Source organism: Martinezella sp. CNPSo 3959, assembly GCF_057784355.1.
In genome coordinates, this window is record NZ_JBXSOV010000020.1 from 53,957 (window position 1) to 79,927 (window position 25,971).

Here is a 25,971-nt window from a genome sequence, read left to right on the forward strand (position 1 = left end):
GCATGGCAAAGGGCGTCTTCCGGCTGAGCGACGTGGTCCTGGACGACACGATCGGCCGCTCGACGCCGGATGTCGAGCATGAACGCGCCGTCGCCATTTTCGACCTGATCGAGGAAAACAGCTTCGCGCCCGTCGGACACGAGGGCGGGCCTTATCTGCTGAACCTGTCGCTGGTCGAGCAGAAGCTGGTCTTCGACATCCGCATGGAAGATGGCGGCGTTGTCGCCACCCATATTCTGTCGCTGACGCCGTTTCGCCGGATCGTGAAGGACTATTTCATGATCTGCGAGAGCTATTACGAGGCGATCCGCTCGGCCACGCCGAGCCGTATCGAAGCGATCGACATGGGCCGGCGCGGCATCCACAACGAAGGCTCCCAGACGCTGATGGACCGGCTGAACGGCAAGATCAGCGTGGATTTCGATACGGCGCGCCGGCTCTTCACGCTCGTCTGCGTGCTCTATTGGCGCGGGTGACTGCCATGGACGAGCCGCAGGCGATCGAGCACAATGGCAGGTTGTCCGGGGGGAAATCCCCCGGCGCCATCCTCTTCATGTGCGGCCTGAATACCATCCGTTCGCCCATGGCCGAAGCGATCGCTCGGCAGATGCTGCCGCAGGGCACCTATATCGCCTCGGCCGGCGTGCGTGCTGGCGAGCGCAATCCCTTCGTTGATGTCGTGCTTTCCGAGATGGGGCTTTCGCTCGGCCGGCGCCAGCCGCAGACCATGGAGGAGCTGGAGGACGATTTCTTCGATGTCATCATCACGCTCTCTCCCGAGGCGCATCACGCCGCGCTGGAACTGACGCGGGCTAATGCCGTCGACGTCATCTATTGGCCGACGATAGACCCCTCCGCCACGGACGGAACGCGCGAGCAGATTCTCGATGCCTATCGCGGCGTGAGGGACTATCTTTTAGGCCTGATCGAGAGCAGGTTGGTGGAACATCGCGGCTCGCTTTAGAGCTGCGAATGAAACAAATGCAGAAACCCTTATCAACGTGGTTCACAAAACCGCGGCGATTGTGTAGTTTCCGCGCAAATTTCCGGCGACCCCCGCTTTTTTGGCATGGGCGCTGGCCCCAACCGACAGGAAAAGAAGCTTTAATGCCGAAAGAAGAAGTCCTCGAATTTCCCGGTGTCGTCACCGAACTCCTGCCGAACGCGACCTTTCGCGTGAAGCTGGAAAACGAGCACGAGATCATTGCCCACACCGCGGGCCGCATGCGCAAGAACCGCATCCGCGTTCTGGCCGGCGACAAGGTGCTGGTGGAAATGACCCCTTACGACCTGACCAAGGGCCGCATCACCTACCGTTTCAAGTAGTCCGCCGCTCGCTGGAGCCGGATGCCGCCGATATTTTCGGCATCATGCTCCGGAGCCGGCTCTCATTCCCGCATGACAGGTCGAGATCTGATGGCGTTGAAACACAAGCTGATACTGGCCTCCGGATCGCCACGCCGCGTCGAGCTCCTGCATCAGTCAGGCATTGAGCCCGCGCGTCTCATGCCGATGGATATCGATGAGACGCCGAAGAAATCGGAGCATCCGCGCTCGCTGGCGCGGCGGCTTTCGACGGAGAAGGGTGATGCAGCCTTTGCGGCTATCAAGAGCGATGCCGCCTGGCAGGGGAGCTATATCCTTTCGGCCGATACGGTCGTCGCTGTCGGACGGCGCATCCTGCCGAAGGCGGAGTTTGTCGACGAGGCGGCTGCGGCCCTGCATCTGCTCTCCGGCCGCGGCCATGTCGTCTATACCGGCATCTGCCTGATCACGCCGGACCGCAAGGCGCGGCAAAAGGTCGTCGAGACCAAGGTTCGCTTCAAGCGTCTTTCCCGCCGCGATATCGACATGTATCTCGCCTCCGGCCAGTGGCGCGGCAAGGCTGGGGCCTATGGCATTCAGGGGCTTGCCGGTTCCTTCGTGCAGAAACTTGTCGGCTCCTACACCAATGTCGTCGGATTGCCGCTTTATGAAACCATGCTGCTGCTGGCAGGCGAGGGCTTCGATGTCCACGCCGGATGGCAGGAAGGATAGTCGTCATGACGAAGGCTGAAGAGATCAAGGTCGGTTCGAAGGTCGAGCCGTTGCGAAAGACGCGTCCCTGTCCGGAATGCGGCCGCCCTTCATTGCGTGAGCATTACCCCTTCTGCTCGGATCGCTGCCGCTCCGTCGATCTCTCGCGGTGGCTCAATGGCTCCTATGCCATTCCCGTGACCGAGGACGAGGCGAAGGCCGACGGCTCCGATCAGGACTGAATGAGGTTTTCCAAAGAGGTTCGATGTTGCGAACCTCTTCATTTTGTTCGCGAATTGGCAAAATTCGATTTCCTGTCAAAAAAGAGTCATTTGCGGCTGGACATGGCCGAACAAGATGCTATAACCCCGCTCGCTTCCGGGGTGAACCAACCGCCCAGCGCCTTCGAAGGCTCTTCTCTCGACGCGAAGCACGGATGCCCAGATAGCTCAGTTGGTAGAGCAGCGGATTGAAAATCCGCGTGTCGCTGGTTCGATTCCGGCTCTGGGCACCATCTTTTCTCCCCAATCATGCGGACAATGAAGCTTGACGCTGGCTTCGATCAATTCCTCGCTGAGATCGTGTATTTGCGAGAATATGCGGCAACAGGCCGATTGAGGTTGCGTAACCATTGGATGCGTTGCTTCGCCACAACAACTTTATGGTTGCGTTTCATTAATTCGGTGCATGACCCCATCAAGATATTGATGACATTTGGAATCAAGCGTACGAATTATTGACAGATCACCTATTGATTCGAAGCGGATCATACCGCACTTTAGATATAGCGGGATAAAGTGATCTCGTAAAAGCCGGCGTTAATTGCAATAGCAAGCTACCGAGGCGCCATGTTAAACAACGATGTTCTGTTCAACACGTTCGCCCGTACTTTTGAAGCACGGCGCGAAGTCGAGATGTCATTCTCAGAATACCTGGAAGCCTGCCGGGATGATCCGCTCATGTACGCAAATGCGGCAGAGCGGCTACTGGCAGCCATGGGCGAACCACTGCTGATCGATACGGCCAAGGATACAAGGCTTGGGCGTATTTTCATGAACCGGACCATCCGGACTTATCCGGCATTTTCGGGCTTTTTCGGCATGGAAGAGACGATCGAACGCATCGTCGCCTTCTTTCGACATGCGGCCCAGGGGCTGGAGGAGCGCAAGCAGATCCTCTATCTGCTCGGGCCTGTCGGCGGCGGCAAGTCATCGCTTGCCGAGCGGCTGAAATCATTGATGGAAGTTCATCCCATCTATGTGCTGAAGGCCGGAAACGAGCTGAGCCCGGTCTTCGAAAGCCCGCTCAGCCTGTTCGATCCCGTCACCATGGGGCCGATGATCGAGGAGCGCTATGGCATTCCGCGCCGGCGTCTGACCGGGCTCATGAGCCCCTGGTGCCTCAAGCGGCTGGAAGAGTTCGAAGGCGATATTTCCCGCTTTCGCGTCGTCAGGATACAGCCCTCGAGGCTGCGGCAAATCGCCGTCGCCAAGACGGAACCGGGCGACGAGAACAACCAGGACATCTCCTCGCTGGTTGGCAAGGTGGATATCCGCAAGCTCGAAAGTCTCGCGCAGAACGATCCGGATGCCTATAGCTACTCCGGGGCATTGAACCGTGCCAACCAGGGCATTCTCGAATTCGTCGAAATGTTCAAGGCGCCCATCAAGATGCTGCACCCGCTGCTGACGGCGACGCAGGAAGGCAATTACATCGGTACGGAAAATATCGGTGCGATACCCTTCTCCGGCATTATCCTGGCGCACTCAAACGAGTCGGAATGGCAGACTTTCAAGGCCAACAAGAACAATGAGGCATTCATCGACCGTATCTGCGTGGTGAAAGTGCCTTATTGCCTCAGGGTCACCGAAGAGCAGAAGATCTATGAGAAGCTGATCGAGGAATCCGAGCTCAGCGACGCGCCCTGCGCGCCGTCGACATTGGAGACGCTCGCCCGCTTCACGGTTCTGACGCGGCTTTCCAAGCACGAGAATTCGACCGCCTTCTCTAAGCTTCGGGTCTATGACGGCGAGAGCCTGAAGGAGACCGATCCGAGAGCACGCAGCGTGCAGGAATATCGCGATACGGCGGGTGTCGACGAAGGCATGGATGGAGCTTCCACCCGTTTTGCCTTCAAAGTGCTGGCGGCGACCTTCAACTACGATACGACGGAAGTCGGTGCCGATCCGGTGCATCTGATGTATATGCTGGAGCAGGCAATCCGCCGTGAACAGCTGCCGCTTGAAACCGAAAAGCTCTATATCGAGTTTATCAAGAGCGAACTCGGACCACGCTATGCGGAGTTCATCGGCAACGAGATCCAGAAGGCCTATCTGGAATCCTATGCGGATTACGGCCAGAACCTCTTCGATCGCTATGTCGACTATGCTGACGCCTGGATCGAGGATGTGGACTTCAAGGATCCGGATACCGGCCAGCTTCTCGACCGCGAGCTTCTGAACCAGGAGCTCACCAAGATCGAAAAGCCGGCGGGCATCGCCAATCCGAAGGATTTCCGCAATGAGGTGGTCAAGTTCTGCCTGCGGGCGCGAGCGAGCCATGGCGGCAAGAACCCGTCCTGGACCAGCTACGAGAAGATCCGTGAAGTCATCGAAAAGCGGATGTTCTCGCAGGTCGAGGACCTTCTGCCCGTCATCTCGTTCGGTTCCAAGAAGGATGGCGAGACAGAGAAGAAACATGGCGAATTCGTCGAGCGGATGGTCGCGCGGGGTTACACCGAACGGCAGGTCCGGCGCCTTGTGGAATGGTACATGCGTGTGAAACAGGCGGGATGAGCCACCAAGGAAGAAGGAATGCACATTGTTGACAGACGCCTGAACCCAGGCGGAAAAAGTCTGGAAAATCGTCAACGATTTTTGCGAAGAGCAAAAGCGCTGGTGCAGAGAGCGGTCTATGAATCCTCTCAAAATCGCGACATTCAGGACATTCTGAAGGGTGGCGAAGTCAGCATTCCCCTGGATGGAACCGAGGAACCTCGGTTCCATCGTGGCCCCGAGGGCCTCAAGGAACATATTCTTCCCGGTAATAAGGACTTCATCGAAGGCGATATTCTGCCGCGGCCAGAAGGTGGCGGCGGCAAGGGTCGCGCGGGTGGTGACGGTTCCGGTGAGGATGCCTTCCGCTTCATCCTGACGCGGGATGAGTTCCTCGATCTCTTCCTCGATGATCTCGAATTGCCCGATCTTGCCAAGCGCCGCCTGATGTCGGCGGATCAGATCAACCCGGTGCGCTCAGGCTATTCGGTGACGGGATCTCCCGCCAATCTCGCCATCAACCGCACGATGCGGCTTGCGATGATGCGCCGCGTCGCGCTGCATCGCCCGAAGCCGGAAACGGTCGAGAAGCTCATCGAGGAGGCCGAGGAGTGCACGGACGAGAAGCGCCGCGCACAGCTCGAAGAAGAGATCAAGAGGCTGGAATCGAAGGTCCGGCGCATTCCCTATATCGACCCGATCGACATCCGCTATCGCCGTTTCGAGAACGAGCCGAAACCGGTGGCGCAAGCCGTCATGTTCTGCCTGATGGACGTCTCCGGTTCGATGACCGAGCATATGAAGGATCTCGCCAAGCGTTTCTACATGCTGCTCTATATTTTCCTGACCCGGCAGTATCGCCGTGTGGAGATCGTCTTCATCCGCCACACTGATGTTGCCGAGGAAGTGGACGAGGAGACCTTCTTCCGCAGCCCGGCAACCGGCGGTACCCAGGTTTCGAGCGCGCTCGAACAGATGCGGCAGATCGTGCGGGACCGCTTCCCGGCCTCCGACTGGAACATCTACGCCGCGCAGGCGTCGGATGGCGACAATGCCTATTCCGACAATGCGACGACGGCAGCGCTGATGACGAGCGAAATCCTGCCCGTCTGCCAATATTTCGCCTATCTCGAAGTGGGGGAATCGCGCAGCGTCGCAATCTCGTCTGGCTCGGCGATCTGGTCGCTCTACGAACGGCTGCAGGCAGGCTGGCCGGTGCTTTCCATGCGACGTGTCAGCGATCGCAGCCAGATCTATCCGGTCTTCCACGATCTCTTCCAGCGCCGGACGGCGGAAACAAGGAGCGGATGATGGCAAAAAAGGCATCGATGGAGCGGCTTTTCGAAGGCGCGGACTGGGATTTCGCCACCATCCAGCGAATTCACGATGCCTGCGAGAAGATCGCCGTTGGCGAGCTTGGTCTCGATGTCTATCCCAACCAGATCGAGATCATCACAGCCGAGCAGATGCTCGACGTCTATTCCTCGATCGGCATGCCGCTGTTCTACAAGCATTGGTCCTTCGGCAAGCATTTCGCCCATCACGAAGCTTTCTATCGCAAGGGCCTGCGCGGTCTTGCCTATGAGATCGTCATCAACAGTTCGCCCTGTATCTCCTATCTGATGGAGGAGAATAGCGCGACGATGCAGGCGCTCGTCATCGCGCATGCTGCCTTTGGCCATAATCACTTCTTCAAGAACAATTATCTCTTCAAGCTTTGGACCGATGCCGAAGGCATTCTCGATTATCTCAACTTCGCCAAGAGCTATGTGGCTCGCTGCGAGGAGCGCTATGGCCACGCTGCCGTCGAGCGCACGCTGGATGCCGCCCATGCGCTGATGTCGCATGGCGTGCATCGCTATGCGGGCAAGAAGACGCCTGACCTGCGCGACGAGGAGAAGCGCGAGCGTGAGCGGCGCGAATATGACGAGAAGATCTTCAACGATCTCTGGCGCACGGTTCCGGCCGGGCCGGGTAAGAAGACACAGGATCTCGATCTGGAGCGGCGGCGTGCGCTGGCCGGTCTGCCGCAGGAGAACATTCTCTATTTCCTGGAAAAGATGGCGCCGCGGCTGAAACCCTGGCAGCGCGAGATCATCCGCATCGTGCGGCATGTCGCGCAATATTTCTATCCGCAGAGCCAGACCAAGGTGATGAACGAGGGCACGGCGACCTATGTGCACTATCGCATCATGACGCGGCTGCACGAGCTTGGCGGCATTGGCGACGGCGATTTTCTGGAATTCCTGAAATCGCATACCAACGTGGTTTTCCAGCCCACCTTCAACGATCCCCGTTATTCCGGCCTCAATCCTTACGCGATCGGTTTTGCGATGATGCAGGATATCGAGCGTATCGTGACGAAGCCGGAGGAGGAGGATCGCCAATGGTTCCCGGAAATCGCCGGCACCGGCGATGCCATGGCGGTGCTGCGAGATCTCTGGGCCAATTATCGCGACGAGAGTTTCGTCGCGCAGTTCCTCAGCCCGCACCTGATGCGCAAAATGCGCATGTTCCAGCTGACGGATGATCCCGAGGAGGAAGAGGGGCTGAGGGTAGCAGCCATTCATGATGAGCGCGGCTACCGGCGTATCCGCCGCGAGCTGTCGCGGCAATATGATGTCGGCTGGATCGATCCGCATATCGAGATCGTCGATGTCGATCTTGCCGGCGATAGGCGGTTGCTGGTCAAGCATACGGTGCTGAACGGCGCGATGCTCGACGATATGGATGCCAAGCGCGTATTGCAGCACCTAGCCGATCTCTGGAGCTACGATGTGCTGATGCAGGAAGTCGACCGCTCCGGCACGGTGCTTCGCGATCATCTTGTGCATCCACGCGCCTCGGCGCTTGCGGCATAGGAATACAGTCAGCTAAAACGGCTTTTAGCCTGTCGACCCATAATGGTGTAGCTTGACGCTCATGTGGGTGAGCGCGTCCCGAGACGAGCAAACTGATATTGACCTGTCATAATGGGCAGTGATCTATCGATCTTTAGTGCGCGGTACACGTCGCGATCTGCTGGGCAAGACTGCCTCTACAGCTTACCATTCTCAGTTGGCGAGGAAAGCTCAATCAAACTCGAAGTTATTGATTTTGGCGATCCAGTCGGCATCCAAGTTTAATAACGCCTCAGCAACATCGATATGCCCTTTCGCTACAGCTTGTGCCGCTGCTGCCGACAAGAGCATCGACTGGTCCCATGCTTCATTCCGATGAAGGCTTACATTCTCGACCAGTTGCGCGATTGCATGACTGTAATCATCTACATATTCTTTAGGAATATCGGGGCCGCGTCCGGTCCGGCGAGCTATCTCAATGGCTGCGGGCAGTTGAAAAAATGAGAAATCGACCGGAGCCTTCGCTTCACCTGCGATTTTTACGATATGAGGAACCGCGACATACGACGCAGAATAGACGTCACCCTGATGGCAGAGGCTCGACCAGAGGCCGAACCACGGATCATCTCGATAGCTTAGCCTCGGCCCTGTCGATGAGGCCAGTCTTTTTAGCAAGTTCGGGATATCGGCAGCACTGCCGTACGCGTGCTGCAATTCGCTCCAGCGAAGGTCATCAAGGGATAGCATCCTAAGATTGTATCGACTTTCACTACACAGTCAACCTGATGCCATCCAGTCGTTGCCATCACGCTTAACGAGTTTACGGCCGAGACCGACGCTGGTGGCCGCTCACCTGCACGCCGTCTTCGGGCCGCAGCTTGAGGAAGCCGGGTATGCCGAGCAGCGGGATGACTGCCATCAGCAAAAATGCAATGTGGAATTTCTCCGGCGTCAGCGGCGATCCGTCGAGCGTGACCAGCCCCAGCAGCATGGCGGCGACGGAGACGCCGAAGCTGACGCTCAACTGCTGCAGCACACCGCCGAGACTGGTCGCGCGGCTGAGTTGAGCCGCCGGAGTATCGGAATAGGACAGCGTATTGGACGTCATGAACTGTCCGGCCCGCGCCAGCCCGAAGATGAAAACATAGACGATGATGAACCAGTGCGGCGTATCGGGCGTGATCAATGCGAAGCCGGCGACGACGGCGGCACCGAACACGGCGCTCCAGGTGAGCATGCGATCGAAGCCAAAGAGCTTCAGCAGTTTTGCCGAGACCGGCCGCACGGCAAGCGCGCTCAGGGCGCTGACGAAGGTCAGCGTGCCCGATACGATCGGGCTCAAGCCGAAGCCGACCTGCAGCATGAGCGGTAGCAGAAAGGGCACGCCATTTAGCCCGACACGACAGATGCCGCCGGCAAGGGTGCCGATGCGGAAGGTGCGCAGCTTGAAGAGGGTGAGATCCACGGCTGGCGATGCCGCCGTTTTTGCGTAGCGGATGAAACCGAAGAGCAGCAAGCCCGCTGCAGCAAGCGTGAGGACAATAGCCCAGCCGGGGATTGTCGGGCGGCCGATATTTTCGATGCCGTATTGTAGCAGCACGCAGCCGAGGCCGACCATGACGAAGCCGGGAAAATCGAATTTGATCGTCGCGTCGCGTTCGGTATCCTCGACATAGCGCAGCGCCATGACCATGCCGATCAGCCCGAAGGGCAGGTTTACCCAAAAGATCCAGCGCCAGGACAGATAGGTCGTCAGGAAGCCGCCGAGCACCGGGCCGATAACAGGCCCCATGACGGCCGGTAGGGTCATGTAGGTCATGGCAGTCACGAGTTGGCTGCGGGGGAAACTGCGGATGAGGATGAGGCGCCCGACCGGCGTCATCATGGCGCCGCCAAAGCCCTGCAGCGCGCGCGTGGCGATAAGCATCGGCAGGCTGGTCGCCAGCCCGCAGAGGATCGAGCCGATGGTGAAGATGAAGAGGGAAAGCGTGAAGATGCGCCGGGCGCCGAAGCGATCCGCAAACCATCCGCTCACCGGAATGAACATGGCAAGCGTCAGAATATAGGTCGTGACAGCCAGATTCATGCGAAGCGGCGTCGTATCGAGGCTCTTGGCGATATCGGGAACGGCGGTGACGAGGATGGTCGAATCCAGCTGTTCCATCAGGAAGGCGACGGCGACCACGGCGGGGATGATGTAGCGCAGGCGGGGATTGCGTTCGACCGCAAAAGTCTGACCCTGCGGATTGGGATCTATCGAATCCATGGAATGTAACGGCTTTCCAACGCCCGGCTGGGGACCGGCGCGTTTGACGATTTGCATGGATCCCTTCGGAAACCGCCTCGTGCTCTCGGGAAACATGTTGCTGGCGGCCGGTGATCCGCCGGCCATCGGAATCGTCGCCTATATGAGCATCATCCCGGGCGCGGTGCAACAGGAACACGGCTTTTGAATCCCCGGAAATCCATATGATCAATGATCAGTTGGTCGATGGGGGAGAGGGCAATGTCCAGCGTGCCTTGTCGAAGACGATCGCGGTTCGGAGCTGCTCCGGCGAGGTTCTGCGCAATTCCAGCTGCAGATTGAAATTGTTGTTGCTCTGGAATTCCTTGAAAAAGGCAATTTTGGCGCCGAAGGCTTGCAGTGTCACGTCCTGCAGCTTGCCGATCGCCTCGAGCGCGGCCTGAAAGTCCAGCCAATGGGTTTCGTTCAGCAATAGGACGACAGTATCGACAAAAGTGCCGGCAACGGCCTTTCCGTCGTCATTGTCCGGCATGATGACCTTGATGCGGATGGCATCGATTTCGCCTGATGGTTTGCCCCTGGCGATGATGAAGAAGGAAGCCGCCTTGGGATCGCCATAGGCGCCCTTCTGTACAGCATAGCTGCATTCCGAAGTGCCGGCGCCTAGCTCGCTTTGCCGCCATTCGCCCACGGATAGGCCGAATTTCTGGAGATCAGCGCAAAGCGTCTGGCCCGATATCCGCCAGCTTCGCACGAAGGCACTCAGCAGCGCGTCGATAGGCTCGTCCAGCAGATGGGATCTTTTCTTGACGAATGGCTTGGCGGTGGCGGTCGCCGGCTTGACGCGGACGCTGCTTGATGCCGGGGCCGATGTCTTCGGCGCCGCTGCCGGAGGCGGGGCTGCGTGAGATGGCTGCTGTTCCTGGACGGCGGCGGTCGGCGCTGCTGCGTGTTGTTCCGGTTTCGGAAACAGATTGAGATGATAACGATCATCCAGCGCCCGCAGATTGCGCATATCGTTCGCCAGGAGCGCGGTTGCGAGAATGATCGAACCGATGACAACGGCGGCAATCCAAAAGACAGCTCTGCTTTTCTTGCGAGGTGGCGCCACCGACATGGTTCAGATCACAGCTACTCCCGAGGAAACTTACTTGCTGCAATAACTGTATGTTGCGCAGCCATGTTCATGACTACAGCATATGCGTTTATGAACGATTGATCATTCTAATGTTTCTTTGTCAATTCATGATGTTGCTCAAAGCGGACCGCGATCTTGCGCAGCCGGTTTTCCCGGCTTTTTGCGTGTTCTTGTCGCAAAGCTGCTGCACGTCTCGGTGCAGCCTTCTCTAAGCGAAATATGCCTTGAGTGCCTTGACGGTGGCGGCATCCGTGCGGCGGGCCGATGGCGCCGAGAAGCCAAGGGTGATGGCTCGCTCATCCGTCTCGGAGACGGGTGCCGAGCAGGAAGAATGGATCTCGCTGATCTGCAGGCGCGGCCATAACTGGCCGACCGTCGCAAGCGTCACGCCGGAGCCGGGCATGATGGAGATGCGACCGGCGGCGGCTGCAATCGCCTGTTCGAGCATGGCGACCCCTTCCGCCGCGGTCTTTGCGCCGCCGGATGTCAGGATGCGCTCGAAGCCGAGGGCGATCGCGATATCGACGGCTTCCTCGACGTTGGGCACCAGATCGAAGGCGCGGTGCAGGGTCTTGCCGAGGCCTTCCGCATGGGCGGTGAGAGCGGAGAGCGTGTCAACATCAAGTCGCCCATCCGGCATGGAGGCACCGAGTACGACACCCGGCAGCCCGGCAGCGCGAGCCGCATCGATGTCGCGCTTCATGATGTGAAGTTCGTCCGCCGAGTAGACGAAGCCGCCGGCGCGTGGACGGATAATGGCGTAAGCCGGGACGGGCATCCTCGCCGCTGCGGCCATCAGCCCGGCACTCGGCGTCAGCCCTCCAAGAGGAAGCGCGCTGCAAAGCTCGATGCGATCGCCGCCGCCCTCGACGGCGGCCTTGAGGCCGGCAATATCCTCGACGCAGACCTCAAGCAGCATGGGTGCGCTCTCCGACATATTGCAGGCCCAGCAGGGCGGCACCGATGAGGCCCGGTTCCAGTTTGCACTCGCTCGGCACGACGAGAGGCCGACCGAACTTGCGCAAAATGCGGGCACGCACTGCCTCATCTAGTCGTGCCAGGAGCGGTTCGACGTTGGAAAGGCCGCCGCCGACCGGCACGATGGTCGCGCCGGTTATGTTGATGGTCAGCGCCAGCGGTGAGGCGACCAGATCGACCATCACGTCGATCGTGCGTTCCGCGCGGCTTTCGCCCTTCAGCCAGTCGCCGATGATCTCTTCGCTGGAAAGTTCCAGGTCGTGAAGCGTCTTGTGCAGGCGTTCGATACCGCGGGCGCCACCGACCGTGTCGACGCAGCCCTTCTGGCCGCAGCCGCAGGCATAGGCGGGAATGGCAACTGGCGGATTGCCAGCGAAGCAGGCGATGATCGGGCCGTGGCCCCATTCCCCGGCAAAGCCGCCGGCTGCATTGATCAGCCGGCCATCAGCGACAAGGCCACCACCGACGCCGGTGCCGAGAATGGCGCCGAACACGATGCGGTGGCCGCGGCCTGCGCCCGACATGGCTTCCGCCATGGCGAAGCAATCGGCATCGTTGGCAATCAGCACGGGATAGCCGAGTTCCGCTTCGAGGTCAGCGGCAAGGTGCCGGCCGTGAATGCAGGGAATATTGGCGCAGGTGAGCGCCTGCGTATCGGGATCGACCACGCCGGCGATGGAGAAGGAGAGGCAATCCGGCTTGTCTTGCGCCTCCGCGATCACGTCGCGCAGGGCGGCAACGAATTCGGCGAAGTCATGCCTGGGCGTCGGGCGCCGCGCCAGCGGAACGATATCCGTCATGGAGCGGGCGATGCCGCCTTTGATGGCGCTGCCGCCGATGTCGAAGGAAACGATCATGGATATCGACCCGCTGGTAACATGGCGCATTTGCTCGCACCCTTTGCCGGTCTTTGCAAGATCAATCGGGTGGGCCAATCTTTCCGGGGCGGGCAGCCGTCAATCCGTTGTCTTAAGCGGCAAGGTGATTCTCGCTTCGAAGCCATCGGCCCTACCGGTCGCCGGCGAGAGTAGATCGAGATGACCGCCGATCTGGCCAACGATGCGCTCGACGATCGACAATCCCAAGCCTGAGCCCGCCGCTTTCGTCTTGCCGCGCCAGAAACGCTTCTTCAGGCCGGCAAGCTCATGGGCGGATAGCACGGCGCCGCCATTGACGACCCGGACGGTGCGATCGTCGACTCTGACCGTCACTTCCTCATCGGCCGGGCCGTGGATCAAAGCGTTTTCGATCAGATTGCGGATCACGATCGCAAAGGCATCGATATCGACATTGCGGAGCAATTTTCCCGAAGTCTCGTTCTCCAAGAGGACGCGGCCTGCCGTGCCGGTATCGCGGTCGTAGTCGCCGATGACGGTTTCGATGACGGCCGTAAGATCGGCCGGTTTGTCGCCGGTGCCGATACCGGCCTGGGCACGAGAGAGCTGCAGCAGCTTTTCTGCCAGCCGGCCGAGATTGGAGAGAGACGTTTCGATACGGCCGGCGCGTTCCGCCAGTTGCCCTTTCGGCAGTTCGGCGATCAGCCGCTGCGTCTGGGCAAGCGCTCCCGCAATCGGGGTGCGCAGTTCATGGGCGCTGTTGGCGGTGAATTCCCGCTCCGCTTCAAGGGCGAGCCGCAGGCGTTCAAGCAGCAGGTTGACGGAACGGGCGATCGGCTGCAGTTCGAGCGGCAGCGTTTCGCTCTCGAGCGGCGCCATGTTGCCGCCGTCCTTGGTGGCGATCTCGGAGCGCAGACGGTCGATCGGCCGCAGCGATCGGCCAACGATGATGCCGATGGCGATGATGCTCGCCGGAATGAGCGCCAGCAGCGGCCAGAGCAGCGCGACGCCGCTCTCGCGCAATGCCTCGCGGCGATTCTTGAAGGCATCGGCGACATGCAGGAAGATCGTCCCATCGGCCGAGGATTCGGTATAGATCCGGTATCGTGATGTATTGTGGAAGCCGATTGCCAGCGGCACCTCATAGGCGGTTGGAGGCGCATCGTGGGAATGCAGAATGACCTTGCCATTCCCATCGAGCACTTGGTAGGTCAGATATTCGCGGTTCAGCCCCTTGTTGAGCGCTTCCAGGCTCTGGGGATCGCCGGAATGGTCGCGGTTGGCGAGATCGTCGAGCACCAGCGGCAGTAGACGCTCGGCGGTTTCCTGCAATGCGCCGTCGAAGGTTTCCGAGAGTTCTTTGTTGACGACATAAACACCGATGCCGACCGCGATCAGCCAGAAGATGACGACGGTGCCGGTCAGCGCCGTGATCAGACGCCGGGTGATGCTGGCGCGGCTCGCGGTTTTGGCCTCACTCATCGTTCGCCCAGGCAATAGCCGACACCGCGGGCCGTCTTTATGCGATCCTTGCCGATCTTCTTGCGCAGGCGGCTCACATAGACCTCCACCGTATTGCTCTCGATCTCGGAGCCGAAGGCATAGAGCGCTTCCTCTATCTTGTCTTTGGAGACAATGGCGCCCGGTCGCGTGATCAACAGGTCGAGCACGGCCCATTCCCGGCCGGTCAGGATAACATCCTTGCCTGCCAGCTTGACGCGGCGCTGCGGTTGATCGATTTCCAGGTCGTCGAAGCGCAGGGTCGGCTGCGGGCTGCCCGCATACCGTCGGGCAACCGCCAGGATGCGGGCCGTGAGTTCGCCGAGATTGAACGGCTTGACGAGATAATCGTCGGCACCGCTATTCAGTCCCTCTATTCGGTCGGAAATCTGATCGCGTGCCGTCAGGATGATGACGGGGGTTTCATCCGGCCTGCGGCGCAGCCGCTTCAAGAAATCGATGCCGCTGCCGTCCGGAAGTTGCAGATCCAGCAGGACGAGGCCGTATTGCACGGCGCTGGTGACCTCTTCCGCATCGGCCAGGTTCTTGACCCAATCCACGGCGTGAGGCCCTGCCGCGATATGGTCGCGAACCGCACCGCCGATCGTGTCGTCGTCCTCCACCACAAGAATGCGCACCTGCACCTCTCAACCGTTGAACGTACTTCAGTTAATGCCGACGGACCTATCGGGTCAATAACGGCTGAAATAAGCCATGGCTGGATGCACAGTTCATGGCTCGCTAACACAGCGAAAACGTTCCCGGTACCTATGGACAGACAGAAACGCGATGGTTACTTGTGCGGAGAACGAGGCGGCACGGATGCCGCCGGAGGCTATCGGAGGATCTCGGTCATGCTGAAGGGAATTTCACCGCTGTTGAATGCGGATGTGCTCTACGCACTCAAGTCCATGGGGCATGGCGATATGCTCGCTGTCGTCGACACGAATTTCCCCGCCGAATCGGTGGCAAGCCAGACCGTTCTGGGCGAGCTGCTGCGTATCGACAACGTGTCGTCTGCTGAAGCGGTTGCGGCAATCCTGTCGCTGATGCCGCTCGATACTTTCATTGACGACGCGGCGGCCCGTATGGAAGTGGTTGGTGCGCCGGATGAGGTGCCGCAGGTGCAGCATGAAGTCCAAGCCGTGATCGACAAGGCCGAGGGCAAGCATTGGCCGCTGACGCCGGTCGAGCGTTTTGCCTTCTATGAGCGTGCCAAGGATGCCTTTTGCGTCATTCAGACTGGTGAGCGCCGTTTCTACGGTTGTTTTACCTTGACCAAGGGCGTCATCCCGCCGGAAGCTGAGTGATCAGGCACGCTTGATCCGGATGGCGGCAAGGGCGCTGTTTCGATAAAGGAAGGCGATGGCGAGAAAGCTGGATTCCCAGGGACGGCTTGACGATGCGGCGCGAGCCGGTTGGCTCTACTATGTTGCCGGCCGGACGCAGGACGAAATCGCCGTCGCGATGGGAGTATCCAGGCAGTCGGCCCAGCGGCTGGTGTCGCTTGCCGTCGCCGAGCGGCTGATCAAGGTCCGGCTGGACCATCCGATCGCCGCGTGTCTGGAATATGCGGCAGAGCTCAAGAAGAAATTCAATCTGCGGCATGTCGATATCGTGCCGAGCGATTCAGACAGCACATCCTCCACGATCGGCATTGCCGAAGCGGGTGCTGCCGAAATCGAGCGCTGGCTGCGGCGGCCCGACCCGATCGTGCTGGCGATCGGCACGGGGCGCACGCTCAAGGCTGCGGTCGATCAGCTGCCGGCGATCGAATGTCTGCAGCACCGGGTGGTGTCGCTGACGGGCAATATCGGCCCCGACGGTTCGGCCGCCTACTACAACGTCATTTTCAGCATGGCCGACGTCGTCAAGGCGCGGCATTTTCCGATGCCACTGCCAGTGCTGGTGTCTTCCGCCGAGGAGCGCGAACTGCTGCATGCGCAGGCACTGGTGCGCTCGACGCTCGATATCAGCGCGCAGGCCGACGTGACCTTCGTCGGCATCGGCGAGATGGGTGTCGAGGCGCCGCTCTGTCTCGACGGTTTCCTTGAAAGAGATGAGATGCTTGCCCTGATGGATCGAGGCGCTGCCGGCGAGATCTGTGGCTGGGTTTTCGATGGCAATGGCAAGCTCATGCCTGACGATGTCAATGAGCGCGTCGCCAGTGCGCCTTTGCCGTCGCGCGATACCTGCAGCGTCATCGGAATCGCCAAGGGCCGACGCAAATTCGAGGCAATCAAGGCCGCCGTCGTCGGTCAGCAGATCAACGGTTTGATCACGGACGAGGCAGTTGCCGAATTTTTGCTCAGGGTGTGAGCAAAAAATTTAAATCATAAAAACAAAAGGATAGGCTGCTTGCTCGGCAATGCAGCAACGAATCTGCATTGACATTTTGTCGCAAGAGGTGAGTAATTGCCCACGAGCAAAGCGAATGCTCATTTTAATCTTCTGGGAGGAAGATATGAAATTGAAAACTTTACTGCTGGGCGCCTGCTCGGCCCTGATGTTCGCCGGCCTGGCGTCTGCCGAAACCCTCACGATTGCGACGGTCAATAACGGCGACATGGTCCGTATGCAGAAGCTTACGGACGATTTCAAAGCCAAAAACCCCGGCATCGACCTTCAATGGGTCACGCTCGAAGAAAACGTATTGCGCCAGAAGGTTACGACCGACATCGCCACCAAGGCCGGCCAGTACGACGTGCTGACCATCGGCACCTACGAAGTGCCGATCTGGAGCAAGCTCGGCTGGCTTGCCTCGCTCGACAAGCTTTCCGCCGACAAGGACTATGCGGCGGATGACCTTCTCCCGGCCATTCGCAGCGGTCTGACAACCGACGGCAAGCTCTATGCAGCACCGTTCTACGGCGAAAGCTCGATGGTGATGTATCGCAAGGACCTGTTCGAAAAGGCCGGTCTTAAGATGCCGGACGCACCGACCTGGGATTTCGTTGCTGATGCGGCCCGCAAGATCACCGACAAGGACCATGAAGTCTACGGCATCTGCCTTCGCGGCAAGGCTGGCTGGGGCGAGAACATGGCGTTCCTGACGGCGATGTCGAATTCCTTCGGCGCCCGCTGGTTCGATGAAAAGTGGAAGGCACAGTTCGACCAGCCGGAATGGAAGGACACGCTCGACTTCTACGTCAAGCTGATGAAGGATGCCGGCCCTCCGGGCGCTTCTTCCAACGGCTTCAATGAGAACCTGGCCCTGTTCCAGTCCGGCAAGTGCGGCATGTGGATCGACGCCACCGTTGCTGCCTCCTTCGTCTCCGATCCGAAGGAATCCAAGGTTGCCGACAAGGTCGGCTTCGCTCTGGCTCCGGATAAGGGCCTCGGCAAGCGCGGCAACTGGCTCTGGGCATGGAACCTCGCCATCCCGGCTTCGTCGAAGAAGGCTGAAATCGCAGAAAAGTTCATCTCCTGGGCAACCAGCAAGGAATACACCAACCTTGTCGCACAGAAGGAAGGCTGGCTGAATGCCCCTCCCGGCACCCGCACCTCGCTCTATGCGAATGCGGACTACCAGAAGGCAGCGCCTTTCGCCAAGATGACGCTCGACTCGATCAACTCGGCTGATCCGACGCATCCGACCGTCAAGCCTGTTCCCTATGTTGGCGTCCAGTTCGTCGCCATCCCTGAATTCCAGGGCATCGGCACTGCTGTCGGCCAGCAGTTCTCGGCTGCTCTCGCCGGCCAGATCTCGGTCGATCAGGCTCTGAAGGCTGCCCAGCAGCTGACGGAACGCGAAATGAAGAAGGCCGGCTATCCGAAGTAAGGGCCTTCGAAGCTAAGGAAAGCAGCGCCCCCTCTCGAGCACTGCTTTCCTCTAGGCCGCCGAGCGCCGAACTGCCCTTGGCGGCCCTTTTGTTTCAGCCGGTCCGCGGCCACCCCCTCCTTTAAAGATAGGTCGGTACTTGCCATGGCAACGTTGCACACCCGTTCTACCGCACGCGTCATGATGGCGCCTTCGGTTCTGCTCCTCTTTGCGTGGATGATCGTCCCGCTTGTGATGACGATCTATTTCTCGACGCTGAACTACAATCTGCTGAACCCCGGCACGCATGATTTCCTCGGGTTTCTCAACTACGAATATTTCATCACCGATCCGGCCTTCCTCAGCTCGCTGATCGTCACGCTGCTGCTTGTCGGTGGTGCGTTGCTGATCACCGTCGTCGGCGGCATTGCGCTGGCACTCCTTCTTGATCAGCCGATCTTCGGCCAGGGCATCGTGCGCATGCTGGTGCTTGCGCCCTTCTTCGTGATGCCGACGGTCGCAGCCCTCATCTGGAAGCATATGTTCATGAACCCGGTGAACGGGCTCCTGGCACATCTCTTCCGGTTCTTCGGGCTTGATCCGCTGACCTGGCTGGAGACGGTTCCGCTGCTGTCGATCATCATCATCATCGCCTGGCAGTGGCTGCCTTTCGCGACGCTCATCCTGCTGACGGCCCTGCAGTCGCTGGATGAGGAGCAGAAGGAAGCTGCCGAGATGGATGGCGCCGGCCCGGTTTCGAAGTTCATCCATATCATCCTGCCGCATCTGGCGCGGGCCATCACTGTCGTCATTTTGATCGAGACGATCTTCATGCTGTCGGCCTTCGCCGAGATCCTCGTCACCACCAACGGCGGTCCGGGCACGGCGACGACGAACCTGACTTATCTCGTCTATTCGCAGATCGTTCTGTCGCAGGACGTCGGCGGCGCATCGGCGGGCGGCATCATCGCCGTCATCCTCGCCAATATCGTCGCGATCTTCCTGATGCGCGCAGTCGGCAAGAATCTGGAGGCTTGAGATGGCACGCAAAGTCACCACGCAACGCAAGATCGTTGTATCGATCGCCGCCTGGATCGTGGCAATCCTTATCTTCTTCCCGATCCTGTGGACGATCCTGACGAGCTTCAAGACGGAAGGCGATGCGATTGCCTCGCCGCCACAGTTCCTCTTCTTCCACTGGACGCTGGAGAACTATTTCGAGGTGCAGTCGCGCTCGGACTACTTCCTCCACTTTGGCAACTCGGTCATCATCGCCTTCGGTTCGACCATTCTCGGTCTGCTCGTCGCAGTACCCGCCGCCTGGGCCATGGCATTCTCGCCGACCAAGCGGACCAAGGACGTCCTGATGTGGATGCTGTCGACGAAGATGATGCCGCCGGTCGGCGCCTTCATTCCGATCTACCTACTGTTCCAGAGCTTCGGCCTCCTGAACAACCAGTTCGCCAGCCGGGTGGGCATGGTCGTCGTGCTGATGCTCATCAACCTGCCGATCATCGTCTGGATGCTCTACACCTACTTCAAGGAAATTCCCGGCGAAATCCTCGAGGCGGCCCGCATGGACGGTGCGACGCTTGCCAAGGAGATCATCTACGTCCTGACGCCGATGGCGATCCCGGGCCTTGCCTCGACGATGCTGCTCAACATCATCCTCGCCTGGAACGAGGCCTTCTGGACGCTCAACCTCTCCGCGGTTGACGCGGCGCCGTTGAGCACCTTCATCGCCTCCTATTCCAGCCCGGAGGGCCTGTTCTATGCCAAGCTTTCGGCGGCATCGACCATGGCGATCGCTCCGATCCTGATCCTCGGCTGGTTCAGCCAGAAGCAACTCGTTCGCGGCCTGACCTTCGGCGCGGTTAAGTAAGGAAGAGAAACATGGGTAGCATTGTTCTCAAACAAGTCTCCAAGGTCTTCGGCGAAGCCAAGGTCATCCCTTCCATCGACCTCGAGATCGACAACGGCGAGTTCGTCGTCTTCGTCGGCCCGTCGGGCTGTGGCAAGTCCACGCTGCTGCGCCTGATTGCCGGCCTTGAAGACGTCTCCGGCGGTCAGATCATGATCGACGGCAAGGACGGCACCAATCTGAAGCCGTCCGATCGCGGCCTTGCCATGGTGTTCCAGTCCTACGCGCTCTATCCGCATATGAGCGTGCGCAAGAACATCGCCTTTCCGCTGAAGATGGCGAACATGCCGCAGGCGGAAATCGACAAGAAGGTTGCGGATGCCGCACGCGTCCTGAACCTGACGGACTATCTGGAGCGCAAGCCGCGCCAGCTTTCCGGCGGTCAGCGCCAGCGTGTTGCCATCGGCCGCGCCATCGTGCGCCAGCCGGCCGCCTTCCTGTTCGACGAGCCCCTGTCGAACCTCGATGCGGCGCTGCGTGTCAACATGCGCCTTGAGATCAGCGAGCTGCACCAGCAGTTGAAGACGACGATGGTCTATGTGACGCATGACCAGGTCGAGGCCATGACCATGGCCGACAAGATCGTCGTGCTCAACCGCGGCAATATCGAACAGGTCGGCTCGCCGCTGGAGCTCTATCGCAGCCCGCGCAACCTCTTCGTCGCCGGCTTCATCGGCTCGCCGAAGATGAACTTCGTCAAGGGCCCCTACGCCCAGAGCCTCGGCGGCGACACGATCGGCGTCAGGCCGGAACACGTGCTGCTGTCGACCACGTCGGGCGACTGGCAGGGCAAGGTGCTCGTGGCCGAACATCTCGGTTCCGACACCTTCCTGCATATCGACGTTGACGGGATCGGCACGGTGACCGCGCGCGGCTCGGGCGATTTCCCGGCCCGGGCCGGCGATACCGTCTACCTGACACCGGACAAGACGCATATTCACCGGTTCAACGCCGAAGGGCTTGCGATTTCAGCTTAAGAGCCAAGGCCGTGTGCGCTGGGGCGGGCACGGCCGACGCATCTGTTCCGGTTCGCATCATCGATCTGCGTGCACCGGTCAAGCATACCAGCCGGCGCGGGTTTCCCAGCCGCCCGGAGCCAAAGACCTTTCAGAAGGACCAGAGACATGACGTGCAAATTATCGCTCGCAACTCTCCAGCAGGCGGCTGCAAAGGTGGCCATTCCTGCCTATGACCGGAAGTCGCTTTCGGCTGGTATCGTGCATTTCGGTGTCGGCAATTTCCATCGTGCCCATCAGGCAATCTATCTCGACGACCTTTTCAATACCGGCGAGGCGCATGACTGGGCGATCATCGGCGCCGGCGTATTGCCGTCGGATGCAGCCATGCGTGAAAAGCTGGCCGCCCAGGACTTCCTGACGACCGTTGTCGAGCAGGACAACAACCGCACGGCTGCGCGCGTCACCGCGCCCATGATCGACATCCTGCCGGTCGGCGACGCCAAGGCGATCATTGCCAAGCTCGCTGACCCGACAATCCGCATCGTCTCGATGACGATTACCGAGGGTGGCTATTTCATTGATGCCTCGGGCAAGTTCAATCCCGCCCATCCGGCAATCGTGGCCGATGGGCAGAACCCGGATGCGCCGAAGACGGTGTTCGGCCTGATCGTCGCCGGTCTGAAGGCGCGTCGCGCTGCCGGCCTGCCGCCCTTCACCGTCATGTCCTGCGACAATATCCCCCATAATGGCGGCGTTACCAAAGCCGCCGTCGTCGGCACGGCAAAGCTTTCCGACCCGGCCTTTGCCGATTGGATCGCTGCGAACGTCGCCTTCCCGAACGGCATGGTCGACCGTATCACGCCGGCAACTGGCGCGCGCGAGATCGATCTCCTGAAGGACGTTTTCGATATCGAAGACAACTGGCCGGTCTATTGCGAAGAGTTCAAGCAATGGGTGCTGGAGGACAATTTCCCGGCGGGTCGTCCGCCGCTTGAAAAGGTCGGTGTCACCTTCGTGCCCGACGTCACCCCCTATGAGCACATGAAGATCCGCATCCTCAATGGCGGCCATGCGGCGATCGCCTATCCGGCGGCGCTGATGGATATTCATTTCGTGCATGAAGCCATGGAAGCGCCGCTGATCCGCGCCTTTCTGGCCAAGCTCGAAAATGACGAGATCATCCCCGTCATCCCGCCGGTACCAAATACTGTGCTTGCTGACTACTTCAAGCTGATCGAACACCGCTTCGCCAATCCAAAGATCGCCGATACCATCCCGCGCCTGGCGCAGGACGGCTCGAACCGCCAGCCGAAATTCATCCTGCCGTCGACGGCGGATCGTCTCCGCCGCGGCGAGGATATTGTCGGCCTCGCGCTCGTTTCGGCGTTGTGGTGCCGTTACTTCGCCGGCAAGAGCGACAGCGGCAAGGATCTCGTCTTCAACGATGCCAGCGCCGATCGGCTGCATGAGGCGGCCCTCAAGGCGAAGGACGATCCGAATGCCTTCCTCGTCTTCGACGACATCTTCGGCGATGTGGCCAAATCCGATCTTTTCCGCCAGCGCTTTGCGCATGCACTGAAAACGCTGTGGGAAAAGGGTACCCGCGTCACCCTGCAGCTATACTTGGACAACAAACTCGCGGAATAATTTTCGAACGGCCGGACCTCTCCTGTTCCGGCCGTTTTCCATTGTCCCGCCGGTGTTTCGGACATGGCAGGGCTACGAATAGAATTCAGGTTGGATCTGTGATGGCGGATGCGGGAACAGGGCTCGTAATCTTCGATTGCGATGGTGTGCTTGTCGACAGCGAGCCGTTGTCGGTCGGCGTGCTCATCCAGGCGATGCATGATGTCGGCGTCGAGATGAGCGAAGAGGATGTCTATAGCCGCTTCCTCGGCAAGAGCCTGGCGACGCTCGTCGATACGATGCAGACGGAATTCGACGTCTTTATCGATCAGGCATTTCTCGACCGTATCCGCAACGATCTCTATGAACGCTTCAAGCATGAGCTGAAGCCGATCGACGGTATCGGCGCGACGCTGGATGCGCTTTCGCTGCCGCGCTGCGTCGCCTCGTCCAGCCAGCTGGAGCGCATCCGCCTCTCGCTCGGCGTGACCGGACTGCTGGACAGACTGGAGCCGAATATATTCAGTGCCAGCATGGTGAAACGCGGCAAGCCGGCGCCGGATCTCTTCCTCTATGCGGCCGAAAAGATGGGCGTTCTGCCAAAGGATTGCATCGTCGTCGAAGACAGCCCGGCGGGCATCACGGCAGCGCGCGCCGCCGGCATGACGGTCTTTGCCTTCACCGGTGGTTCGCATGCCCATTCGCCGAGTTACCGGGCGGAGTTAGAGCAGCTTTCGCCGGAAGTCGTGTTTGACGCGATGCCGGAATTGATACAACTTGTCCGCAACAAGAGATAAGTGGGCGGGACCTCTTTTGCATGCGTGATCACGTGGTTGCGGTCGATATCGGCACAGGCAGCGCGCGCGCTGGTGTCTTCACCGCGAGCGGTTCACTGCTGGGTAAAAGCGAACATCCGATCCTGATGAATCGCCCGCGTGAAAACCACGCCGAGCATGATTCTGAAGACATATGGACTGCCGTCTGCACCGTCGTTCGCGCAGCGGTAAAGGCTGCCGGCGTCGACTCCTCTGTCATCGGCGCGATTGGCTTCGATGCGACCTGCTCGCTGGTCGTGCGTGACCGCGACGGCGGGCAGCTCACCGTTTCCACCGGCGGCGAGAAAAGGTTCGACACCATCGTCTGGCTCGATCATCGGGCGTTGGCTGAGGCGGATTACTGCACGGCGACGAAGCACGCGGTTCTTGAATATTCCGGCGCGTTCATGTCGCCTGAAATGGAAATGCCGAAGCTGATGTGGCTGAAGGAAAACCTGCCGGAAACCTGGGCTGAGGCCGGCTATTTTTTCGACCTCGCCGATTTCATGACATGGAAGGCGACCGGTTCGCTCGCACGGTCGCGTTCGACGCTGGTGGCGAAATGGAACTATCTTGCGCATCGCGAGCCGGGCTGGCAGGCCGATTTCCTCAATGTGATCGGCCTTGGCGATCTGCGCGAACGCGGCGGCTTGCCCGACGAGAGTGTTGCCGTTGGACGGTCCATCGGCACACTGACGGCCGAGGCGGCGCAAGCGCTGGGTCTCGACCGTAAATGCCATGTCGGTGCGGGCATGATCGACGCCTACGCGGGCGCGCTCGGCGCTCTTGCAGCCCATGCCGGCGATGCCACCACGTTGGAACATCAACTGGCGCTGATTGCGGGAACCTCGAGCTGCGTGGTTTCCTTTGCGCGCGAGCGCAAGCGCAGCACAGGCATGTGGGGACCATATTACGAGGCTGTCTTCCCGGGGATGTGGCTTGCCGAGGCCGGACAGTCGGCGACTGGCGCGCTGCTCGACCATATCGTCAGCATGCATGCGGCCGGTGGGCCGCCGACAGCGGCGTTGCACGACAGTATCGTGCGGCGGATTGCGGAGCTCAGGCGTGCGGAGGGTGATTCCCTTGGGGGGCGTATCCATGTGCTGCCCGATTTTCACGGCAATCGCTCGCCCCTTGCCGATCCCCATGCGTTGGGTGTCATCAGCGGCATGACGCTGGATGCGTCCTTCGATGGCCTCTGCCGGCTGTACTGGCGCACCAGCGTCGGCATTGCGCTCGGCATTCGCCATATCCTGGAGCGGATGCGGGATTACGGCTACGTGCCCGACACGCTGCATGTCGCCGGCGGCCATGTGAAGAATTCGGTGCTGATGGAACTCTACTCGGACGTGACCGGCTGCAAGGTGGTCATCCCGAAGATGAACGAAACCGTGCTGCTCGGCACGGCAATCGCAGCTTCCGTCTCCTGCGGGATTCACGAAAGCCTCGGGGTTGCCGGCGCCGCCATGTATCCGGGCGGTCATGAGCGGCTGCCGAATGCCGAAAAGACGAAACTCTACGATCGCGACTACCGGCGTTTCCTCGCCATGTATCGCCATCGCGCGGAGCTGGACGCCATGGAATAGGCGGCTACCGGAGCGGTGCCTGAGCGAACATGCCCTGAAGCTCTTCTATGCGGCGCGTCCTCGTTTCCGCCGCTTCGCCCGCGGCGTGAGCAACTGAAGTCGCCAGATATTCCAGGAGTGCCATTATGGCTGAAAGATTTTCACGGCTGTTGGCGCGCTGCGGCGGCAGGGACAGCGTGATGTTTGCGAATTCATGCGCCCATTCCGTGAATTGTCCAGTTAACAGCAATACCTTGTAGCCTGCCCGACGAGCCGAGCGAGCCAGAAGCCGTGAGGTGACAAAGCTCGGGGAGTCGATGACGACAAGCAATCCGTCTTCGGCGGGCTCGCCGAACAGCTCGATGTAGCTGCCATTGGCGCCATCGAGGAAAAGGACCTGATCGCGGGCAAAGGTGAGGCGATCGCGAAAATAACGACCGATCCCTGCGAGACTCGGGTGAGAGGTGACAAAGACATGTCCGGAGGACAGAATTGTCGAAACCGCGTCGCGCCATTGCGGCTGGCCGGCGAGGTTGTAGATATGCTGCAGCATCTCGATCTGTTCGGCAATCTGCGTCGCAAGCGGGCGCCCTTCGCTCGCATCTTTCTGCAACTGTTCCAGGATATTGGGCAATTGCGATGTGATACCGGGCGCATTTTCCTTGAGGTGCACCTTTATCCCATCGAGACCGTGGTAGCCGAGCGACCGCAGAAACCTACCTACCGTCATCGGGCTCAATTCCAGCCTGTCGGCAACGGAGGAGGCCGTCTCGAACGGTAGTTCATTCAAATGCTCGGAGAAATACTTAGCAATTCTTCGTTCGGCCGGAGTGCCGATCTTTATATATTGTCTAAGTTTCTGGCTAAGGTCTTCCAAGTTTTGCGCCTCTTTGATGGTCTTTTCGATGTTATGTTGCGCCAATTTCTACGCCCATTGGCTATTCAATTTTGATCGGGCTGTCGTTCTTGTTGCGGTTGTTGTTCTTAATGTGGCGTAC

The 25,971-nt window shown here is 59.7% G+C and carries 26 protein-coding genes and 1 tRNA gene; 19 read left to right on the forward strand and 8 right to left on the reverse strand.

What is annotated here, in order from left to right; genetic code table 11:
• Positions 1-2 precede the first annotated feature (2 nt).
• The 9 genes from AC13RE_RS27335 to AC13RE_RS27375 all read left to right on the forward strand — a co-directional run bounded on the left by AC13RE_RS27335 (position 3) and on the right by AC13RE_RS27375 (position 7,651).
• Positions 3-476 carry a UPF0262 family protein gene (locus AC13RE_RS27335; protein WP_015341224.1) on the forward strand — a complete coding sequence of 158 codons (474 nt, stop codon included), beginning with the start codon at positions 3-5 and terminating at the stop codon, positions 474-476.
• A 5-nt stretch (positions 477-481) separates the two neighbouring features.
• Positions 482-964 (forward strand): arsenate-mycothiol transferase ArsC, encoded by a 483-nt coding sequence (locus AC13RE_RS27340; RefSeq protein WP_132717634.1) that lies wholly within the window; start codon positions 482-484, stop codon positions 962-964.
• A gap of 143 nt (positions 965-1,107) precedes the next feature.
• Positions 1,108-1,326 carry a translation initiation factor IF-1 gene (gene infA / locus AC13RE_RS27345; RefSeq protein ID WP_004117876.1) on the forward strand — a complete coding sequence of 73 codons (219 nt, stop codon included), beginning with the start codon at positions 1,108-1,110 and terminating at the stop codon, positions 1,324-1,326.
• Positions 1,327-1,416: 90 nt separating this feature from the next.
• Positions 1,417-2,037: a Maf-like protein gene (locus AC13RE_RS27350; RefSeq protein ID WP_132717633.1), complete on the forward strand. Its 621-nt coding sequence runs from the start codon at positions 1,417-1,419 to the stop codon at positions 2,035-2,037.
• 5 nt (positions 2,038-2,042) lie between these two features.
• Positions 2,043-2,258, forward strand: a complete 216-nt coding sequence (yacG, locus tag AC13RE_RS27355) for a DNA gyrase inhibitor YacG (RefSeq protein WP_132717632.1) — start codon at positions 2,043-2,045, stop codon at positions 2,256-2,258.
• A gap of 196 nt (positions 2,259-2,454) precedes the next feature.
• Positions 2,455-2,530: transfer RNA gene (locus AC13RE_RS27360), tRNA-Phe, on the forward strand.
• Positions 2,531-2,864: 334 nt separating this feature from the next.
• Entirely contained in the window at positions 2,865-4,811 is a 1,947-nt protein-coding gene (locus AC13RE_RS27365) for a PrkA family serine protein kinase (RefSeq protein ID WP_015341220.1), read from the forward strand.
• Positions 4,812-4,829: 18 nt separating this feature from the next.
• Positions 4,830-6,101, forward strand: a complete 1,272-nt coding sequence (locus AC13RE_RS27370; RefSeq protein ID WP_488565252.1) for a YeaH/YhbH family protein — start codon at positions 4,830-4,832, stop codon at positions 6,099-6,101.
• Positions 6,101-7,651: a SpoVR family protein gene (locus tag AC13RE_RS27375; protein ID WP_132717734.1), complete on the forward strand. Its 1,551-nt coding sequence runs from the start codon at positions 6,101-6,103 to the stop codon at positions 7,649-7,651. Before AC13RE_RS27370 ends, AC13RE_RS27375 begins: the two co-directional genes overlap by 1 nt.
• A gap of 210 nt (positions 7,652-7,861) precedes the next feature.
• Here the strand turns inward: AC13RE_RS27375 and AC13RE_RS27380 are convergent, their stop codons facing one another.
• Both AC13RE_RS27380 and AC13RE_RS27385 read right to left on the reverse strand, forming a co-directional pair.
• Positions 7,862-8,377 carry a hypothetical protein gene (locus AC13RE_RS27380; protein ID WP_488565253.1) on the reverse strand — a complete coding sequence of 172 codons (516 nt, stop codon included), beginning with the start codon at positions 8,375-8,377 and terminating at the stop codon, positions 7,862-7,864.
• Between the two features lie 73 nt (positions 8,378-8,450).
• Positions 8,451-9,896, reverse strand: coding sequence for a DHA2 family efflux MFS transporter permease subunit (locus AC13RE_RS27385; RefSeq protein WP_488565262.1), 1,446 nt, complete (start codon positions 9,894-9,896; stop codon positions 8,451-8,453).
• Between the two features lie 55 nt (positions 9,897-9,951).
• Between AC13RE_RS27385 and AC13RE_RS27390 the strand changes: the two genes are divergently transcribed.
• Positions 9,952-10,083: a hypothetical protein gene (locus AC13RE_RS27390; RefSeq protein WP_488565254.1), complete on the forward strand. Its 132-nt coding sequence runs from the start codon at positions 9,952-9,954 to the stop codon at positions 10,081-10,083.
• Positions 10,084-10,110: 27 nt separating this feature from the next.
• On the opposite strand, the gene AC13RE_RS27395 is transcribed toward AC13RE_RS27390, so the two are convergent.
• The 5 genes from AC13RE_RS27395 to AC13RE_RS27415 all read right to left on the reverse strand — a co-directional run bounded on the left by AC13RE_RS27395 (position 10,111) and on the right by AC13RE_RS27415 (position 14,965).
• Positions 10,111-10,992 carry a DUF6030 family protein gene (locus tag AC13RE_RS27395; protein ID WP_132717630.1) on the reverse strand — a complete coding sequence of 294 codons (882 nt, stop codon included), beginning with the start codon at positions 10,990-10,992 and terminating at the stop codon, positions 10,111-10,113.
• A 229-nt stretch (positions 10,993-11,221) separates the two neighbouring features.
• The gene (locus tag AC13RE_RS27400; protein ID WP_132717629.1) at positions 11,222-11,932 is read right to left on the reverse strand and encodes a copper homeostasis protein CutC; all 711 of its coding nucleotides are present in this window, start codon (positions 11,930-11,932) and stop codon (positions 11,222-11,224) included.
• Positions 11,922-12,848 (reverse strand): ROK family protein, encoded by a 927-nt coding sequence (locus AC13RE_RS27405; protein ID WP_488565263.1) that lies wholly within the window; start codon positions 12,846-12,848, stop codon positions 11,922-11,924. Before AC13RE_RS27405 ends, AC13RE_RS27400 begins: the two co-directional genes overlap by 11 nt.
• Positions 12,849-12,947: 99 nt before the next feature.
• Positions 12,948-14,309, reverse strand: coding sequence for an ATP-binding protein (locus tag AC13RE_RS27410; protein WP_488565255.1), 1,362 nt, complete (start codon positions 14,307-14,309; stop codon positions 12,948-12,950).
• Complete coding sequence (locus tag AC13RE_RS27415) at positions 14,306-14,965, reverse strand: response regulator (RefSeq protein WP_015341212.1); 660 nt, start codon at positions 14,963-14,965, stop codon at positions 14,306-14,308. The genes AC13RE_RS27410 and AC13RE_RS27415 overlap by 4 nt, the downstream gene beginning before the upstream one ends.
• A gap of 216 nt (positions 14,966-15,181) precedes the next feature.
• Between AC13RE_RS27415 and AC13RE_RS27420 the strand changes: the two genes are divergently transcribed.
• The 9 genes from AC13RE_RS27420 to AC13RE_RS27460 all read left to right on the forward strand — a co-directional run bounded on the left by AC13RE_RS27420 (position 15,182) and on the right by AC13RE_RS27460 (position 24,994).
• Positions 15,182-15,637: an RbsD/FucU family protein gene (locus AC13RE_RS27420; protein WP_488565256.1), complete on the forward strand. Its 456-nt coding sequence runs from the start codon at positions 15,182-15,184 to the stop codon at positions 15,635-15,637.
• 55 nt (positions 15,638-15,692) lie between these two features.
• The gene (locus tag AC13RE_RS27425; RefSeq protein WP_488565257.1) at positions 15,693-16,646 is read left to right on the forward strand and encodes a sugar-binding transcriptional regulator; all 954 of its coding nucleotides are present in this window, start codon (positions 15,693-15,695) and stop codon (positions 16,644-16,646) included.
• A gap of 145 nt (positions 16,647-16,791) precedes the next feature.
• Positions 16,792-18,108, forward strand: coding sequence for an ABC transporter substrate-binding protein (locus tag AC13RE_RS27430; protein ID WP_132717626.1), 1,317 nt, complete (start codon positions 16,792-16,794; stop codon positions 18,106-18,108).
• A 144-nt stretch (positions 18,109-18,252) separates the two neighbouring features.
• A complete protein-coding gene (locus AC13RE_RS27435) occupies positions 18,253-19,125 on the forward strand; it encodes a carbohydrate ABC transporter permease (RefSeq protein WP_015341208.1) in 873 nt (290 codons plus the stop codon).
• Between the two features lies 1 nt (position 19,126).
• Positions 19,127-19,969: a carbohydrate ABC transporter permease gene (locus AC13RE_RS27440; RefSeq protein ID WP_075851745.1), complete on the forward strand. Its 843-nt coding sequence runs from the start codon at positions 19,127-19,129 to the stop codon at positions 19,967-19,969.
• Between the two features lie 11 nt (positions 19,970-19,980).
• A complete protein-coding gene (locus AC13RE_RS27445; RefSeq protein WP_488565258.1) occupies positions 19,981-20,985 on the forward strand; it encodes an ABC transporter ATP-binding protein in 1,005 nt (334 codons plus the stop codon).
• Positions 20,986-21,132: 147 nt separating this feature from the next.
• A complete protein-coding gene (locus tag AC13RE_RS27450) occupies positions 21,133-22,614 on the forward strand; it encodes a mannitol dehydrogenase family protein (RefSeq protein ID WP_488565259.1) in 1,482 nt (493 codons plus the stop codon).
• A 101-nt stretch (positions 22,615-22,715) separates the two neighbouring features.
• On the forward strand, positions 22,716-23,390 hold the full coding sequence (locus AC13RE_RS27455) for an HAD family hydrolase (protein WP_015341204.1): 675 nt from the start codon (positions 22,716-22,718) through the stop codon (positions 23,388-23,390).
• Between the two features lie 20 nt (positions 23,391-23,410).
• Entirely contained in the window at positions 23,411-24,994 is a 1,584-nt protein-coding gene (locus AC13RE_RS27460; RefSeq protein WP_488565260.1) for an FGGY-family carbohydrate kinase, read from the forward strand.
• Positions 24,995-24,998: 4 nt separating this feature from the next.
• On the opposite strand, the gene AC13RE_RS27465 is transcribed toward AC13RE_RS27460, so the two are convergent.
• Positions 24,999-25,850, reverse strand: a complete 852-nt coding sequence (locus AC13RE_RS27465) for a MurR/RpiR family transcriptional regulator (RefSeq protein WP_183714240.1) — start codon at positions 25,848-25,850, stop codon at positions 24,999-25,001.
• Between the last annotated feature and the right edge of the window lie 121 nt (positions 25,851-25,971).

Coding starts and splice junctions, on each gene's coding strand:
- AC13RE_RS27450 (WP_488565259.1), top strand. CDS start 21,133: ATGACGTGCAAATTATCGCTCGCAACTCTCCAGCAGGCGGCTGCAAAG.
- AC13RE_RS27335 (WP_015341224.1), top strand. CDS start 3: ATGGCAAAGGGCGTCTTCCGGCTGAGCGACGTGGTCCTGGACGACACG.
- AC13RE_RS27430 (WP_132717626.1), top strand. CDS start 16,792: ATGAAATTGAAAACTTTACTGCTGGGCGCCTGCTCGGCCCTGATGTTC.
- AC13RE_RS27370 (WP_488565252.1), top strand. CDS start 4,830: ATGCACATTGTTGACAGACGCCTGAACCCAGGCGGAAAAAGTCTGGAA.
- AC13RE_RS27385 (WP_488565262.1), bottom strand. CDS start 9,896: ATGGATTCGATAGATCCCAATCCGCAGGGTCAGACTTTTGCGGTCGAA.
- AC13RE_RS27380 (WP_488565253.1), bottom strand. CDS start 8,377: ATGCTATCCCTTGATGACCTTCGCTGGAGCGAATTGCAGCACGCGTAC.
- AC13RE_RS27460 (WP_488565260.1), top strand. CDS start 23,411: ATGCGTGATCACGTGGTTGCGGTCGATATCGGCACAGGCAGCGCGCGC.
- AC13RE_RS27425 (WP_488565257.1), top strand. CDS start 15,693: ATGGCGAGAAAGCTGGATTCCCAGGGACGGCTTGACGATGCGGCGCGA.
- AC13RE_RS27350 (WP_132717633.1), top strand. CDS start 1,417: ATGGCGTTGAAACACAAGCTGATACTGGCCTCCGGATCGCCACGCCGC.
- AC13RE_RS27390 (WP_488565254.1), top strand. CDS start 9,952: ATGGATCCCTTCGGAAACCGCCTCGTGCTCTCGGGAAACATGTTGCTG.
- AC13RE_RS27410 (WP_488565255.1), bottom strand. CDS start 14,309: ATGAGTGAGGCCAAAACCGCGAGCCGCGCCAGCATCACCCGGCGTCTG.
- AC13RE_RS27420 (WP_488565256.1), top strand. CDS start 15,182: ATGCTGAAGGGAATTTCACCGCTGTTGAATGCGGATGTGCTCTACGCA.
- AC13RE_RS27440 (WP_075851745.1), top strand. CDS start 19,127: ATGGCACGCAAAGTCACCACGCAACGCAAGATCGTTGTATCGATCGCC.
- AC13RE_RS27405 (WP_488565263.1), bottom strand. CDS start 12,848: ATGATCGTTTCCTTCGACATCGGCGGCAGCGCCATCAAAGGCGGCATC.
- AC13RE_RS27400 (WP_132717629.1), bottom strand. CDS start 11,932: ATGCTGCTTGAGGTCTGCGTCGAGGATATTGCCGGCCTCAAGGCCGCC.
- AC13RE_RS27395 (WP_132717630.1), bottom strand. CDS start 10,992: ATGTCGGTGGCGCCACCTCGCAAGAAAAGCAGAGCTGTCTTTTGGATT.
- infA (WP_004117876.1), top strand. CDS start 1,108: ATGCCGAAAGAAGAAGTCCTCGAATTTCCCGGTGTCGTCACCGAACTC.
- AC13RE_RS27435 (WP_015341208.1), top strand. CDS start 18,253: ATGGCAACGTTGCACACCCGTTCTACCGCACGCGTCATGATGGCGCCT.
- AC13RE_RS27445 (WP_488565258.1), top strand. CDS start 19,981: ATGGGTAGCATTGTTCTCAAACAAGTCTCCAAGGTCTTCGGCGAAGCC.
- AC13RE_RS27365 (WP_015341220.1), top strand. CDS start 2,865: ATGTTAAACAACGATGTTCTGTTCAACACGTTCGCCCGTACTTTTGAA.
- AC13RE_RS27340 (WP_132717634.1), top strand. CDS start 482: ATGGACGAGCCGCAGGCGATCGAGCACAATGGCAGGTTGTCCGGGGGG.
- AC13RE_RS27455 (WP_015341204.1), top strand. CDS start 22,716: ATGGCGGATGCGGGAACAGGGCTCGTAATCTTCGATTGCGATGGTGTG.
- AC13RE_RS27375 (WP_132717734.1), top strand. CDS start 6,101: ATGGCAAAAAAGGCATCGATGGAGCGGCTTTTCGAAGGCGCGGACTGG.
- yacG (WP_132717632.1), top strand. CDS start 2,043: ATGACGAAGGCTGAAGAGATCAAGGTCGGTTCGAAGGTCGAGCCGTTG.